This is a genomic window from Pseudonocardia alaniniphila (genome assembly GCF_022524485.1).
GTDB lineage: Bacteria > Actinomycetota > Actinomycetes > Mycobacteriales > Pseudonocardiaceae > Pseudonocardia > Pseudonocardia alaniniphila.
On the sequence record NZ_JAKXMK010000018.1, the window covers coordinates 1 to 15,084 of the forward strand.

Annotated in this window: 10 protein-coding genes; 6 read left to right on the forward strand and 4 right to left on the reverse strand. The window is 72.1% G+C overall.

Annotated features, from left to right (window positions below; genetic code table 11):
• Positions 1 to 761 precede the first annotated feature (761 nt).
• The 3 genes from MMF94_RS21375 to MMF94_RS21385 are packed head-to-tail and all read right to left on the reverse strand — an operon-like array spanning position 762 to position 4,692.
• Complete coding sequence (locus MMF94_RS21375) at positions 762 to 1,385, reverse strand: TetR/AcrR family transcriptional regulator (RefSeq protein ID WP_241038906.1); 624 nt, start codon at positions 1,383 to 1,385, stop codon at positions 762 to 764.
• Positions 1,386 to 1,430: 45 nt separating this feature from the next.
• On the reverse strand, positions 1,431 to 3,746 hold the full coding sequence (locus MMF94_RS21380; RefSeq protein WP_241038907.1) for a heavy metal translocating P-type ATPase: 2,316 nt from the start codon (positions 3,744 to 3,746) through the stop codon (positions 1,431 to 1,433).
• Between the two features lie 43 nt (positions 3,747 to 3,789).
• Positions 3,790 to 4,692, reverse strand: coding sequence for a hypothetical protein (locus MMF94_RS21385; RefSeq protein WP_241038908.1), 903 nt, complete (start codon positions 4,690 to 4,692; stop codon positions 3,790 to 3,792).
• A gap of 334 nt (positions 4,693 to 5,026) precedes the next feature.
• Here MMF94_RS21385 and MMF94_RS21390 point away from each other — a divergent pair, with 334 nt between their 5' ends.
• The 4 genes from MMF94_RS21390 to MMF94_RS21405 all read left to right on the forward strand — a co-directional run bounded on the left by MMF94_RS21390 (position 5,027) and on the right by MMF94_RS21405 (position 11,215).
• Positions 5,027 to 5,911 carry an alpha/beta fold hydrolase gene (locus MMF94_RS21390; protein ID WP_241038909.1) on the forward strand — a complete coding sequence of 295 codons (885 nt, stop codon included), beginning with the start codon at positions 5,027 to 5,029 and terminating at the stop codon, positions 5,909 to 5,911.
• Between the two features lie 57 nt (positions 5,912 to 5,968).
• Positions 5,969 to 7,141 (forward strand): adenylyltransferase/sulfurtransferase MoeZ, encoded by a 1,173-nt coding sequence (gene moeZ, locus MMF94_RS21395; protein WP_241038910.1) that lies wholly within the window; start codon positions 5,969 to 5,971, stop codon positions 7,139 to 7,141.
• Between the two features lie 294 nt (positions 7,142 to 7,435).
• Positions 7,436 to 10,288, forward strand: a complete 2,853-nt coding sequence (locus MMF94_RS21400; RefSeq protein WP_241038911.1) for a hypothetical protein — start codon at positions 7,436 to 7,438, stop codon at positions 10,286 to 10,288.
• A 96-nt stretch (positions 10,289 to 10,384) separates the two neighbouring features.
• Positions 10,385 to 11,215: a TIGR02569 family protein gene (locus tag MMF94_RS21405; RefSeq protein WP_338104287.1), complete on the forward strand. Its 831-nt coding sequence runs from the start codon at positions 10,385 to 10,387 to the stop codon at positions 11,213 to 11,215.
• A 10-nt stretch (positions 11,216 to 11,225) separates the two neighbouring features.
• Here the strand turns inward: MMF94_RS21405 and MMF94_RS21410 are convergent, their stop codons facing one another.
• Positions 11,226 to 12,227, reverse strand: coding sequence for a M28 family peptidase (locus MMF94_RS21410; RefSeq protein WP_241038912.1), 1,002 nt, complete (start codon positions 12,225 to 12,227; stop codon positions 11,226 to 11,228).
• Positions 12,228 to 12,485: 258 nt separating this feature from the next.
• Between MMF94_RS21410 and MMF94_RS21415 the strand changes: the two genes are divergently transcribed.
• A complete protein-coding gene (locus tag MMF94_RS21415; RefSeq protein WP_241038913.1) occupies positions 12,486 to 13,865 on the forward strand; it encodes a nitrate/nitrite transporter in 1,380 nt (459 codons plus the stop codon).
• The coding region (locus MMF94_RS21420) for a molybdopterin oxidoreductase family protein (RefSeq protein ID WP_241038914.1) at positions 13,862 to 15,084 on the forward strand (1,223 nt) is incomplete at its 3' end. The genes MMF94_RS21415 and MMF94_RS21420, both read left to right, overlap by 4 nt.

Here is a 15,084-nt window from a genome sequence, read left to right on the forward strand (position 1 = left end):
GGTTCCCGGTCCCAGGCCCAGGTCCCGCGTGGTGGCGGGCGGCGCGGCTTCCGGTGGGTGATCATCGCTTTGGGGTCGCGGACGGCGGCATGCGCTGCTGCCGGGTCCGAAGTGTCGATCATGGACGATCGGGGCGTCGGGTCGGCCAACCACACGGCTCCCGGCGTCGCCGGTTCGGCCCGCGAAACCCGCCCGGTGCCGCTGCCGGGCCCACCGCGGCGATCAGGGTCAGGGCCACCTGCCAGGGGCTGGCCACACGCGGCTGTGATCACCGGTTCGGCAGCGAGGACCGCGCCCCGCCCCGCCGCCGGGCCCGAAACGTTGATCACGGGCGCTTCGGGGGCCGGCTGACGGCGCGGCTTCGGCGTTTGATCATCACTCCGGTACCGCCGGCGGCGCTCTGCGCTGCTGCCGGGCCCGAAGTGTCGATCATGGGTGCTCGACGGCCCTCGGGAGCCGACCGGCGATCGGGTCCCAGTCCGGGGGCCGACGGGCGGTGCGCCCCGGTCGATGATCGTCGTTTCGGGGTCGAGGACGGCGTCATATGCCGCCGCCAGGCCCCAAATGTCGATCATGGGCGCTCGACGGCCCCGCGGGAGCCGACCGGCGATCGGGTCCCAGGTCGGGGGCCGGCGGGCGGGGTGCCCCGGTCGATGATCATCGTTTCGGGGTCGGGGACGGCGTCATATGCCGCCCCCGACCCCCAAACGTCGATCATGGGCTGCCCACGGATGACGTGCGGGGCGGGCGCCGCCCCTGGGTCAGCTCTGTACCAGCGGGAAGCCGGCGAGGCCGCGCCAGGCCAGGCTGGACATCAGCGCCACGGCCTCGTCGCGGGGCACCGCCTGGTCGGAGTCGAGCCAGTACTGCGCCGCCACCTGGCTGAGCCCGACGAGGCCCACGGCCAGCATCCGGGCGCGGGGTGTGTCGAGGCCGGCGTCGGTGGTGACGGCCTCGGCCACGATGTCGATGCAGCGGGTGAGGGCGGTCTCCACCACCGCCGCGGCCTCCGGCTCGCCGCGCAGGTCGGACTCGAAGATCAGGCGGTAGGCCTGGCCCTCGCCCGCCACGAAGTCGAAGTACGCCGCGACCGCGGCGTCGACGCGCTCCTGGTTGTCGGTGGTGCCCCCGATCGCCTGCTGCACGCGGTCGACCAACTCGTCGGCGTACGTGGTGAGCAACGCACGGTAGAGCTCGAGTTTGCCGGGGAAGTGCTGGTAGAGCACTGGCTTGCTGACACCGGCCCGCTCGGCGATGTCGTCCATCGCGGCCGCGTGGTAGCCGTGGGCGGCGAACACGTCGCGGGCGGCCACCAGCAACTGGGCCCGCCGGGCTGTGCGGGACAACCGGCTACCGCGCTGCACCGGCGCCGACGTCTCGGACATGCGGATCCCCTTCGTTCGTCCACCCTGCTGGGCGGAGTGCACACCCTACCGGTGGGTAGGCCGAAAACTACGCAACCGCAGGCTGTTGGTCACCACGAACACAGAGCTGAACGCCATCGTGGCACCGGCGATCATCGGATTGAGCAGTCCGGCCGCAGCCAGCGGCAGCGCTGCGACGTTGTAAGCGAACGCCCAGAAGAGGTTGCCCTTGATCACCGCGAGCGTGCTTCGGGACAGCCGGATCGCGTCGACTGCGCCCAACAGGTCGCCGCGCACAAGGGTGAGGTCGCTCGCCTCGATCGCCACGTCGGTGCCCGTGCCCATGGCCAGTCCGAGGTCGGCGGCGGCGAGCGCGGCCGCATCGTTGACGCCGTCGCCGATCATGGCGACCACCTTGCCCTCGCCTCGCAGCCGTTGCACTACCGCGGTCTTGTCCTCCGGCGCCACCTCGGCGATCACCGCGTCGGCCTCGATGCCCACCTCGGCTGCTACGGCCCGGGCCACGGCCGTGTTGTCGCCGCTGACCATCATCACCGTGAGCCCCACCGCCTGCAGCCCGCGCACCGCGTCCGCGCTGGTGGGCCGCACCGCGTCGCCGACGAGGATCAGTGCTCGCGCGACGCCGTCCCAGGCCACCGCGACGGCCGTGCGGCCCTCGCCCTCGGCCTCCCCCTGAGCCGTCACGAGGTCGGCGGGCAGCGCGATGTCGTGCTCCGCGAGCAGCGCCGGCCTGCCGACGAGCACCGCGTGCGCCACCACCTCCTCCGCGGTGTCGCTGGTGACGAGTTCGGCGACCACCCCGCGGACGCCGAGCCCGGGAAGGTTGTCGAACTCGGCGACCCCGGGGAGCGGTCCGGTGGCGGCCTCGGCCGCTGCGGCGATCGCCCGGCCGATCGGATGCTCGGAAGCGGCCTCGACGGCCCCGGCGAGACGCAGTGCGGTGTCGGCGTCCACGCCGTCCGCGGTGCGTACCGCATGCATCTCCATGACGCCGGTGGTGACCGTGCCGGTCTTGTCCAGCAGCACGGTGTCGACGCGGCGGGTCGACTCCAGTACCTCCGGGCCCTTGATCAGGATGCCGAGCTGCGCGCCGCGTCCGGTGCCGACCAGCAGTGCCGTCGGCGTGGCCAACCCCAACGCGCAGGGGCAGGCGATGATCAGCACGGCGACCGCTGCGGTGAATGCGGCTGCCGCGCCACCGCCCGTGCCCAGCCAGAACCCCAGCGTCCCCGTAGCGACGGCGATCACGACCGGAACGAAGTACCCGGAGACACGGTCCGCGAGGCGCTGCATCTCGGCCTTGCCGTTCTGCGCGTCCTCGACGAGCCGGGCCATCCTCGCCAGCTGGGTGTCGGCGCCCACGCGCGTGGCCCGCACGACGAGCCGGCCGCCGGCGTTGACGCAGCCGCCGACCACGGTGTCGCCGGGCCGCACCTCGACCGGCACGGACTCCCCGGTGACCATCGAGGCGTCGACGGCGGAGCTACCGTCCTCCACCGCGCCGTCCGTGGCGATCGTCTCGCCCGGCCGCACGACGAACCGATCGCCGACGGCGAGCAGGTCGATCGGGACGCGAACCTCGGACCCGGCCCGGAGCACCGCGGCGTCCTTCGCGCCCAGGTCGAGCAGCGCCCGCAAGGCCGCGCCCGCCCGGCGCTTGGAGCGGGCCTCGATGTAGCGCCCGGCAAGGATGAAGGTCGTGACCCCCGCCGCGACTTCGAGATAGATCGCGCCGGCCCCGCCCCCGGGCGGCGCGGTGAGAGTGAACGGGTGGGTCATACCCGGCACGCCCGCAGTGCCGAGCAGCAACGCGTACACGGACCAGCCCAGCGCGGCGAGCGTGCCCATCGACACGAGCGTGTCCATCGTGGCGGCGCCGTGGCGCAGGTTGGCCAAGGCCGCACGGTGGAAGGGCCACGCACCCCAGGCCACGACGGGCGCGGCGAGCGTCAGCGAGATCCACTGCCAGTAGGTGAACTGCAGCGCCGGCACCATCGCGAGCGCGATCACGGGTACGGCGAGGGCCGTGGACAGCACCAGCCGCCCGCGCAGTGCTCGCGCCGGGTCGGTGCCCTCCGCCGGCCGTGCGCCGGGCTCGGACGACGGGGAGGGAATCCGCGCGGTGTAGCCGGCCGCCTCCACCTGCGCCACCAGCTGCGCAGTCTCCAGTTCGGCCGGGTAGTCGACGCGCGCCTTCTCCGTGGCGTAGTTGACCGAGGCCGTGACGCCGTCGAGCTTGTTGAGCTTGCGCTCGACCCGGTTGGCGCACGACGCGCAGGTCATGCCCCCGATGCGGAGCTCGATCCGGCGGATCTCCGCAGGAGCTGCGACGGCGGCCGCGTCCTCCGCGGTGGCACTCATCGCGGTTCCTCGCCGCGCCGGCGGGGCTGTGTCGAGAGCTCGCTCACGGCACCTCCCTCGTCGTGACGGTGAACTCCGCGGTGCGAACGATGCCTGCGTGCCGGAAGTCGAGGTAGAGCCGATAGGTGCCGGCCGAGGGCACCTCGGTGGTGAAGGCGATGCCCGGTCCGGAGCGGTCGGCGGGAGCCGGGGTGGCCGCGTCGGGATGGACGTGCAGGTACGTGAGGTCGCTCTGGCGCAGGGCGACGAGGTGGCCGAAGGCGCCCAGGTAGGGCTCGAGGTCGGTGACGGCGGCACCGTCGCGGCTGATCGTGGCGAAGATCTGCGAGGGGCTGCCGGGGACGAGCTCGCCGTCGAGACGCACCTGGTAGCCGCCCACCTGCGCCACCCGGGACGGCGGGAAGGCGATCGGGTCGAAGTCGCCCGGCGCGAACAGGTCGGTGCCGAGCACGAGCGGGGGGCCGCCCGTGGGGACGAAGTCGGCGTACACGCGGTAGATCCCGGACACGGGGAGTACGAGCGGCACGCGCCAGACCCCGTCGGGGCCGAGCGTGGGGTGCAGATGCTGGAACCAGGCGCTGTCGCGGCGCACGAGGATGAGGTGTATCTGCTTCTCGTGCTCGACGTCGAACCTGGTGACGGGCCTGCGGTCCGAACCGGTGATCGTGAAGGCGAGCTCCGCGGGCACCCCGGGCCGATAGGTCGTGAGCTTGGGGACGAAGGTGTAGCCGGCCGCCGTCGCCACGAGGCCTGCGGAGTCGACCTCATCGGCGCCGTGCGAGTGGGCGTGTCCGTCGGCGGCGGCTCCCATGCCGGCGTGGGGAACGGCAGATGCCACCGGAGCCGCGGCCGGGGGCGCGCCCACGGCCGCACCGACCCCCCATGCTGCCGCGAAGACCAGCGCCAGCACTGCCGTGTAACCCGACAGTCGCAACGCTGCGTTCATCCACCGCCTCCCCTCGCTTACGTCCGTACAACGGCTGGGGGCCGATTGGGTAGCGCCAGTGATCCGAAAATACCAGAGGGGGGTATGGCACTCGGGCTGTTCTGCGCCCTCCACCGGTCGAGCCACCCTGATCCGGGGTGGCCACGGCGGGGGCCCGTCAGGTATTGCTCGACTCGTGTCCTCCGCCGTGTACGCACTTGTTCGCCCGCTCGTTACCCGGGCGACTCCCGCCCGGGTGGTCCCGGACGGACTCCCGCTGGCCGACCCCGCCACGATGCCCGCGCGGGATCCGCGCCGACGGCCGTGGCCGGGCCGCGAAGTCACATCCGGCGGCGTGACGCTGCACGTGCGCGAGACACCGGGCCCGGACGACGCCGACGCCGTGTACGTCCACGGGCTCTCCGGTTCGGCCACCAACTGGACGGACGTCGCGGGCCTCCTGCGCACCCGGGCCGCCGGCACCGCCATCGACCTGCCCGGATTCGGGCTGTCCCACCCGCTCGCCTCGCGCGACTACACCCCGGCCGGGCATGCCGACGCGCTGCTGTGCTTCCTGGCAGGCCGCGGCCGTCCGGTCCACCTGCTCGGCAACTCCTTCGGCGGCGCCATCGCGCTCACCGTGGCGGCACGGCGCCCCGAACTCGTCCGCACGCTCACCCTGATCTCTCCGGCGATGCCGGACCGCAGGCCCGACCCGCGGCGGGTCTCGGACCCCCGGATGCTGCTCGCGCTGCTGCCCGGGATCGGCAGATGGGCCAGGGCGGGAATGACGGTGCCGACCGCCCGTGACCGTGCCGAGCAGATGGTCCGGTTGTGCTTCGGCGACCCGAACGCGGCGTCGGAGCACCGGCTCGCCGAGGCCGCCGAGGAGTTCGAGGCGCGTGCCCGCCTGGAGTGGGCGCAGGAGGCCACGGAGCTCACCGGGAAGGCGATGGTGGCGAGCTGGCTGTACGGCGAGTCGCTGTGGGCGAGGGCCGCCCGGGTGCAGGCGCCGACGCTCGTGGTGTGGGGGGACCGGGACAAGCTCATGGCGCCCCGGCTCGCCCGGCGCACGGTGTCGGTCATGCGGGGATCGCGGTTGCTGATGCTCCCCGGCGTCGGTCACGTCGCGCAGATCGAGGCGCCGGACGCTGTTGCGCGGGCCGTTGCGGGCATGTGGGACGCGGTGGAGGCTGGTCGGTGGCAGGCTGGACACCGGGAAGACAGCACCCGGTCGTGACGTTGTCACAGGACGGGAATCACCGATCACGCACGACCCAACCGAGGAGTTCGAACCATGGCGCTTCCGCCGCTCGTTGAGCCGGCCGCCGAGCTGACCAAGGAGGAGGTGGAGCGCTACAGCCGCCACCTCATCATCCCGGATGTCGGGATGGCCGGTCAGAAGCGGCTGAAGAACGCGAAGGTCCTGGTGGTCGGGGCCGGCGGGCTCGGTAGCCCCGCGCTGCTGTACCTGGCCGCGGCGGGTGTGGGCACGCTCGGCATCGTCGAGTTCGACGTGGTCGACGAGTCGAACCTGCAGCGCCAGGTCATCCACGGCCAGTCCGACGTCGGCCGCTCGAAGGCCGAGTCCGCGCGCGACTCCATCAAGGAGATCAACCCGTTCGTCGAGGTGCGGCTGCACGAGACGCGGCTCGACTCGTCGAACGTGCTCGACATCTTCCGCGACTACGACCTCATCCTCGACGGCACCGACAACTTCGCCACGCGGTACCTGGTCAACGACGCCGCGGTGCTGCTCGGCAAGCCGTACGTGTGGGGCTCGATCTTCCGCTTCGAGGGCCAGGCCTCGGTGTTCTGGGACGACGCCCCGAACGGCAAGGGCCTCAACTACCGCGACCTCTACCCCGAGCCCCCGCCGCCCGGAATGGTGCCCTCGTGCGCCGAGGGCGGCGTGCTGGGCGTGCTGTGCGCGTCGATCGGCTCGATCATGGTCAACGAGGCCATCAAGCTGATCACCGGCATCGGCGAGCCCCTGCTCGGGCGCCTGATGGTGTACGACGCCCTCGAGATGAGCTACCGCACCATCAAGATCCGCAAGGACCCGAACTCCCCGAAGATCACCGAGCTCATCGACTACGACGCGTTCTGCGGCGTGGTGTCCGACGACGCGCAGTCGGCCGCGGCGGGCAGCACGATCACGGCTCTCGAGCTCAAGGAGATGATCGACGCGGGCAAGGACTTCGCGCTGATCGACGTCCGCGAGCAGAACGAGTACGAGATCGTCAGCATCCCGGGCGCCAAGCTCATCCCGAAGGACCGGATCCTGTCGGGGGAGGCCCTGTCGGAGATCCCGCAGGACAAGCCGGTGGTGCTGCACTGCAAGTCGGGTGCTCGCTCCGCCGAGTCGCTGGCCGCGCTGCACAAGGCGGGCTTCAAGGACGCCGTGCACGTCGGCGGCGGTGTACTGGCGTGGATCAAGCAGGTCGACCCCTCACTCCCGACGTACTGATCGGGCTGTTCGTCCACAGATCGTGACTGCGGCACCCGGGGCAATGCCCCGGGTGCCGTAGTCGTTTCCGGCCGGCTCTGTGACTGCTGAGCCGCGAGCTACGGAGAGTGACTGCTCGCTGGCGCTGAGCGCCGGATGGAGCAGTGACAAGAGATCGACTCCCCAGGTACCGTGCCGATCTCGAAATGATCAAGGCGGATCCTGCGGTGCCGCGGCGTGGGGTGCGCGAGCGTGCGCCAACGGTGGCCTGACGGAGCGGCGCCGGGCTGAGGTGCGCCGTCCGTCGATCCAGCGATGGGGGTCGCACTGGTGGACGACAACGCGAGACTCTGCGCCCTGCCCGGGTGCGACATCGCGATCGAGGACATTCCGGGGCGTCCTGCCCGGCGTTACTGCTCGGCGGCGCACCGCTCCGCTGCCCGGCAGGCCAGGCGGGCCGCGTCGCTACGGTCCGAGCAGAGTTCGCGTCTCGCGGAGACATTGCCCTGGCTCATCGAACCCGCCGACGAGCAGCCACGCGCTGACGCGCCCCCGCGCAGCGTCCACGTCGAGGCGGTCCCCGCGCCCGCCGACCCCACGCAGGGCACACGACGGCGCAGTGGCATCGCGCGGGTGCTGGCCGGGAGGGGCCGTGGCACCGGATCGCCGACGCGCAGGCGGCGGGCCGTGGCGGTGCTGGGGGTTGCGGGGCTCCTGGCCGGCGGCTACGCCGTCACCGCATCGGAGCCGGTCGGCTCCCTTCCGACGTCCGCGCTGCCGGTGCCCGGACCGGAGTCGGAGGCCGAGTGGGCGGCTCGCGCCCAGGTCACCCTGACCTCGGTGAACCGGCAACTCGACACCATCGCCGAGACCGAGGAGGCCTGGAGCCGGCTGCCGCAGGAGGTCCAGGCGACCGCGCCCCCCGCCCCCGTCCAGGCGCTGCGGGACCGCAAGGCGCTGCTCGAGCGCCGCAAGGCCACGCTCCAGTCCCAGATCGACACCTACCGCTCGCTCGACCGCACGAAAGGCGACCTGGAGGTCACCGAGCAGCACCTCGAAGCCGTCGAGAGGGCCTTGCAGGACGCCCCGGCCAATCCACGGCGCTCGCCCGAGCAGGCACTGGTGCTCGCAGCGCTCGACGAGCAGCGCGACCTGCGCCTGCGCCAGCGCGACGCGAAGCGCGAGGAACTGGAGAACCTCGAGCAAGGTGTGAAGAGCGCCGTGCGCACGCCGTTGCCCGACGACGGCCAGGAGACGGCTGCGGTGAGCAGCCAGGTTCTCGAGGCCATCCGGGCCGACCGCCGCGACGACGAGCGCGACGAGCGAAAGCGGGGCGCGGCCCCCGACAGGCCCGATGTGCTCGCCCGTGAGGAGCGGCAGCAGCGGGAACGGCAGGACACGCACACCGGCGGCCCGCCCGACCCCCGTGGTCCCGGCGACGACGCGGTGAAGTACAGCCACGACCCGGACCGCCGGTCCGCGGGTGGCGACCGCGCCCCGCAGGCGCCCGCTGGTGGATCGAGCCCGCTGGCGCAGGTCGGCGGCACGGTGGCGGATCTGGTGACCGGCGGCGACGGCCCCCGCGACAGCGCCAGGCCGGGTCGCGGCGACGAAGCGCGCGGCGGGGGATCTGCCGCGGACGCGCAGCGCAGCCGCGGCACCGATCGTGCCGGCGGCGGGGACGGTGGTGCTCAGTCGGTCGCGGGTGGCGTTGTCGGTCAGGTGGTCGGCTCTGTCGGCGGTGTGCTCGGCGGGGGCGGCGCCCGGGCCGACGACGGTGGCCGTGCCGATTCCGGTCGGGATGCTGACGACGGGTCCGACCGTGCCGAGGGCGATCGGGCAGGTGGCGACGGTGGCGCTCGCTCCGGCGTGGTAGGTGAGGTGGTCGGCTCGGTCGGCGGCGTGCTGGCCGGGGGTGGACGTCGTGCTGAGGACGCCCGCGACTCGGACGACGGGGGCGGCCGCGACAGCAGCGGGAGCCGCACGGGCGAAGCTCGGGAGGACAGCGGGAGCGGTGGATCCTCGGCCGATGGCGAGCGCGGCAGCGGCCTGATCCGGCGGGTCAGCCAGGTGGTCGACGGCGTCGGGGGAGGCGGCTCGGACAAGGGGCGCTCCGGTGACGACCGGTCCGGCCGCAGCCGGGACAGCGACGACCGCAGCGGCAGCGATCGCGACGACAGCGACGGGAGCAGCGGCGACCGCTCCGGTGGGCTGCTCGGTCTCGGCGACCGGAACGGCGGCGGGGACGGGAACGACAGCGAAGACGGGAACGACAGCGAAGACGGGAACGACAGCGCCCGGAGCAGCAGCAACGAGCGGAGCAGCAGCAACGAGCGGAGCGGCGGCAACCGCTCGGGCGGGCTGCTCGGCGTCGTCTCACGCAGCGGCGACGACGGCGACCGCAATGACGACGACCGCGGCAACGACGATCGCAGTGGCTCGGGAGAGGAACGGAGCAGCGGCCGGTCAGGTGGCTTGCTCGGGAGCGGCAGCCGGAGCGGCGGCGGTGACGACGACGGTGACCGCAGCGGTAGCGGCCGGTCCGGTGGCTTGCTCGGCGTCGCTAACCGAAGCGGCGACGACCAGGGAGATGAGCGCCGCGACGACAGCGACCGCGACGGGAGCAGCAGCTCTGGCGGCGAGCGCGGCAGCACGAAGCGGTCCGGCGGGGACCGCAGCGGTGGTGAGTCCTCGAACAGCAGCAGGTCAGGGGGCGGATCGTCGGCGTCGCGCAGCTCGGACGGGAGTGGCGATCGCGATGGGGGGTCGTCCTCCGACGCGCGCAAGGCCCGGGCCGCGCTCGGGATGGTCGCGTCCGCCTTGCGTAGCAGCGGGGGGTCCGGCGGCTCCCAGAAGTCGGCTCGCTCCAGCAGCGGCGACGGCGAGCGGTCGGGCAGTTCGGGACGGAGCGGGGACGGCGAGGAGTCGTCGTCGAAGTCTCCGCAGTCCAAGTCCCAGCGGCTGAAGTCCCAGTCCCGGGAGTCGGGTTCGCGTTCGGAGCAGCGAAGCGAGTCGAGTCGCAGCTCGCGCAGCAGCGGCTCCGACGACGATCGCGGTGGATCCGGCACGAGCAAGCGGTCCTCGTCGGGCAAGTCGTCCGAGAACGGGAAGTCGTCCCAGAAGTCGGACAACGGCAGTGGCTCGCGGTCCTCTGACTCCGACGACTGAGGGGTAGGCCGGGATCGTGACATCGCTGCCACGACGTCCGATTGCCCTCCGCGTGGCGGCCCCGATGACGGACGGGGCGCAGGTAGCGTGCGGAGCGTGACAGGAGTCCCCGTCCTTCCGCAGACCGCGATGGCCGGGACGATCCTCCCGCAGCACGTGCGCACCGCTTTTGGAGTGGCGAACGAGGAACCACGACCGGTCGTCTGGGCAGGTCGGCGGGCGTGGCACTGCGGAGACGTCCTCGTGAGGCCGGTTCCGGACAACGCCGTGGCCGCCTGGTCGGCCCGTGTGCTCGACGGGCTCGAGGTCGAGCGGTTGCGCCTGGCGCGGCCGATCCGCTCCTCCGACGGGCGGTGGGTCGTTGCGGGCTGGGCCGCCTGCCGGTTCGTGTCGGGCACCATCGAGCCGCGGCACGACGCGGTGCTCGAGGCGGCCGGCCGGCTGCACGCGGCCACGGCATCGTTGCCCCGACCGGCCCTGCTCGACGGCCGCGACGACCTGCTCACGCGTTCGGCAGCGGCGGCGTTCGGCGAGCGCAGGCTCGTGCTGGACCCCGCCACGGGCGGGGAACTCTTCACCGGGCTGGCCCCCTACCGCTCGCCCATCCGCAGCGAGCCGCAGGTGGTGCATCCGGAGCTGTTCGGCTCCGTGCTCTTCGACGAAGACGGCACACCCGCGCTGATCGAGCTGACACCCTGCTGGCGGCCGAAGGCGTGGGCCGCCGCCGTGGTGGTGGTCGACGCGCTGGCGTGGGGCGGTGCCGACGACGGCATCCTGCAGAGATGGGCCGACCAGCCGGAGTGGCCGCAGATGCTGTTGCGTGGCCTGCTGCACCGGCTGGCGCTGCACGCCCAGCACCCGGAGGCGTCCGTCCGCACCCTGGCCGGGCTGGAACGGGTAGCCCGGCTGGTCGCGCCCCTGCTCTGATCACCCGCGCTCAGCGGGCCGGCACCTCGTGCGAGGTGGCGAACCGGATGATCGTGCCCGCCATGGCGTCGGTGAAGTCGTCGAGCGCGGTCCGGTTGATCGTGTCGATGCGGTCGCAGGCCTGGTGGTAGCAGACGTCGAAGACCACATCTGCTTCGCCGCCCCATGCCGCGGCCTGCTCGGGCGTCTTGGTCTCCCCGTCGCCTGCGTAGACGCCGCCGGTGGGGATGTTCGCCTCGACGAACGGGACGTGATCCGAGCCGCGGTCGAAGCGGACGAGCTCCGCCGCGACGCCCTTGGCGGTGAGCTCCTCCATGAGCACGCGCCCCACGGTGGCCGAGCCGGGTGGGCCCGAGCGGCTGCCGCGACCTGCGGCTCCGCCGTTCACGAAGTAGCCGGCGTTGGGCGAGGCCGCCATGTCGATGTTGATGTACAGGGCGATCGCGTCCCGCTCCGCCGGTGTGAGCCCCTCTACATAGGCCGTGGACCCGTTGAGGTCGATCTCCTCGGCGCCCCAGAAGCCGAAGCGCACGGCGTTGGTGATCGGCGGGGATCCGCCCATCCGGGTGCCGATCTCGAGGAGCGAGGCCACGCCGGTGGCGTTGTCGTTGATCCCCGGGCCCTCCGGCACGGAGTCGAGGTGTGCTCCGGCCATCACCACGTGGTCGGGCGAGCCCGTACGCGTCTGCGCGATCACGTTGCGGACGGTGAACTCCTGACCGCGGCGGCGCATCGTGAAGGTCGGCGTGGTCACGTCGAACCCGGCGTCGCGCAGCACGCCCGCCACGTAGTCGACGCTCGCGTCGTAGCCCGGTCCGGGTGTGGCCCGGTTGCCGCCGTTGCTGTCGGCGATGCGCTGCAGCGCCTCCAGGTGGGGCATGGTGCCCGCTCCGCTCACCCCGGCGACGAGCTCGGAGTGCAACGGGCTCGTGACCGGCGGTAGCTGGATCTCTGTCGGCTCGGTCGAGGAGCAACCGGAGAGAACGGCGCCGGTGGCGGCCGTGACGGCCACGGCCATACGCCATCTGACGTGGCGGCGCCCGGATTTCGACGGGCGCACCTGCACCCGTTCATGGTCGTCGGTCGGTAGACGCACTGTGCCTCACATCCGCGCCCGGGGTCAGTGAGCGCTGCTTTGCGTTCATGTCACACGGAACCGATTGGCGGTAACGCGCTCTTCCTAGCGTTGCTGCGACGGCAGCGACGCCTTCACGGACGCCGCTCGACAGCGACGTCCACACCACCTCGATGAGCCCCCCGGAGGCCTGGCGTGACGACGTCACCTGACGCACATTCTGCCCGATTCGGGGTTGCTGGGCGGTGGATCGATCATTGGGAGCCCGAGAATTCAGCCTTTTGGGAGCGGGTCGGATCGAGAATCGCCAACCGGAACCTGTGGTACTCGATCGTCAGCGAGCACATCGGTTTCTCGATCTGGTCGATCTGGTCGGTGCTCGTGTTGTTCATGGGCCCGGAGTACGGCATCGACGCGGGAGGCAAGTTCATCCTGGTCGGGGTGCCGACGCTGGTGGGGTCGGTGTTGCGGCTGCCCTACTCGTTTGCCGTCGCGCGTTTCGGTGGCCGGAACTGGACGATCATCAGTGCCGCGCTGCTGCTGATTCCCACGATCTTCGCCGCGATCATCATGCATCCGGGTACATCATTCTCGACGTTCCTCGTTGCGGCTGCCGTCGCCGGTGTCGGCGGGGGCAACTTCGCATCGTCGATGACGAATATCAACACTTTCTTTCCCGACGCCCGGAAAGGGTGGGCGCTCGGGCTCAACGCGGGCGGCGGGAACATCGGGGTACCGGTGATCCAGCTCGTCGGCCTGCTGATCATCGCAACCGCGGGCGCAGGCGCGCCTCGCATCCTGCTGGGCATCTACATTCCGCTGATCGTGGTGGCCGCCGTGCTCGCCGCGCTGAACATGGACAACCTGACGTCGGTGCGCAACGACACCGGTGCGTTCCGGGAGTCCATCCGCGAGCGCCAGACCTGGGTGATGTCGCTGCTCTACATCGGGACGTTCGGGTCGTTCATCGGCTTCAGCTTCGCGTTCGGGCTGGTGCTGCAGAACCAGTTCGGCCGCACGCCGTTGCAGGCCGCGGCGGTGACGTTCATCGGCCCGCTGCTCGGATCGGTGATCCGTCCCTGGGGCGGGAAGCTCGCCGACTCCTACGGGGGCGCCTGGATCACGTTCTGGAACTTCATCGCGATGGCCGTGTCGGCCGGCGTGGTTCTGCTGGCCTCGGCCATGCACTCGCTCGGGCTGTTCACCGCTGGTTTCGTGCTCCTGTTCGCGTTCAGCGGGCTGGGCAACGGTTCGACGTACAAGATGATCCCGGCGATCTTCCGCGGACGGGCCCGCGTGGCGATCGCGGCAGGGGCCGACGAGGACGCGGCCCTGCTGCGGGCCCGGCGGATCTCGGGCGCGGTGATCGGCATCGTCGGGGCGATCGGCGCCATGGGTGGGCTGTTCATCAACCTCGCGTTCCGCGAGTCGTTCCTCACCGCGAAGTCCGGCGATCCCGCGTTCTGGTCCTTCCTCGCCTTCTACGTCGTGTGCACGGCGGTCACGTACGTCGTCTACCTGCGTCCGGCCGCGCCAGCCACCACCAGCGCGCCGCTCGCGCACGCCGGGGTATGAGCCTTCTGCCGGTCACGGGGGGATCGACAGGAGTGGCCACGAGGGTGGCCACCCACTGCCCGTACTGCGCGCTGCAATGCGGGCAGTGGGTCGGGCCCACCGGCGACGTCGACGCGCGCGAGTTCCCGACCAACCGCGGAGGCCTCTGCCAGAAAGGGTGGACGGCCGGCGCGCTGCTCGATCACCCGGAACGGCTCACGGCGCCGCTGCTGCGGGAGTCCCGGTCAGCCGAGTTCGCGCCCGTGGCCTGGGACAGAGCGCTCGGGTACGTGGGACGGCGGCTGGCCGATCTGCGGGCCGAGTACGGCCCCGACTCGGTCGCGGTCTTCGGCGCAGGCGGCCTGACCAACGAGAAGTCCTATCTGCTGGGCAAGTTCGCCCGTGTGGCGTTGGGTACGTCGCAGATCGACTACAACGGCCGGTTCTGCATGTCCTCGGCCGCCGCTGCGGGCAACCGCGCCTTCGGGGTCGACCGGGGGCTGCCGTTCCCGGTCACCGACCTGGACGACGCCGAGGTCGTCGTGCTCGCCGGGGCGAACGTCGCGGAGACGATGCCGCCGCTGATGGGGCACCTGGGCGGGGCGCGACTCGTGGTGATCGACCCGCGGCGCACGCCCACCGCCGAGCGGGCGATCGCGTCCGGCGGGCTGCATCTGCAGCCGGTGCCCGGCACCGATCTGGTGCTGGCCCTGGGGATACTGCATGCCGCCGTCGCCGACGGCCGGCTCGACACGGGCTACCTCGCCGAGCGCACCTCGGGTTTCGACGACGCCTGGCGGGTGGCTGCGCAGTGGTGGCCCGAGCGGGCCGAACGGGTGTGCGGGGTATCGGCTGCCGACATGCGCACGGTCGTGGCCTGGCTGGCGGCCACGTCGCGGCGCTACGTGCTCACGGCGCGCGGTGCGGAGCAGCATGCGCACGGCGTCGACACCGTGACCGCGTGGATCAACCTGGCGCTCGCGCTGGGCCTGCCGGGGCGTCCGGGTTCGGGGTTCGGGACGATCACGGGGCAGGGCAACGGTCAGGGCGGGCGTGAGCACGGTCAGAAGTCCGACCAGCTTCCCGGCTACCGCTCGATCAGCGATCCGGCCGCGCGCGAGCACGTCGCCGGCGTGTGGGGCGTGGCACCCGGCGCGCTACCCGGGCCGGGGCGCAGCGCGACGGAGCTGATCGCCGCGCTGGGGCGCCCCGACGGCCCGCGCGCGCTGCTCGTGTTCGG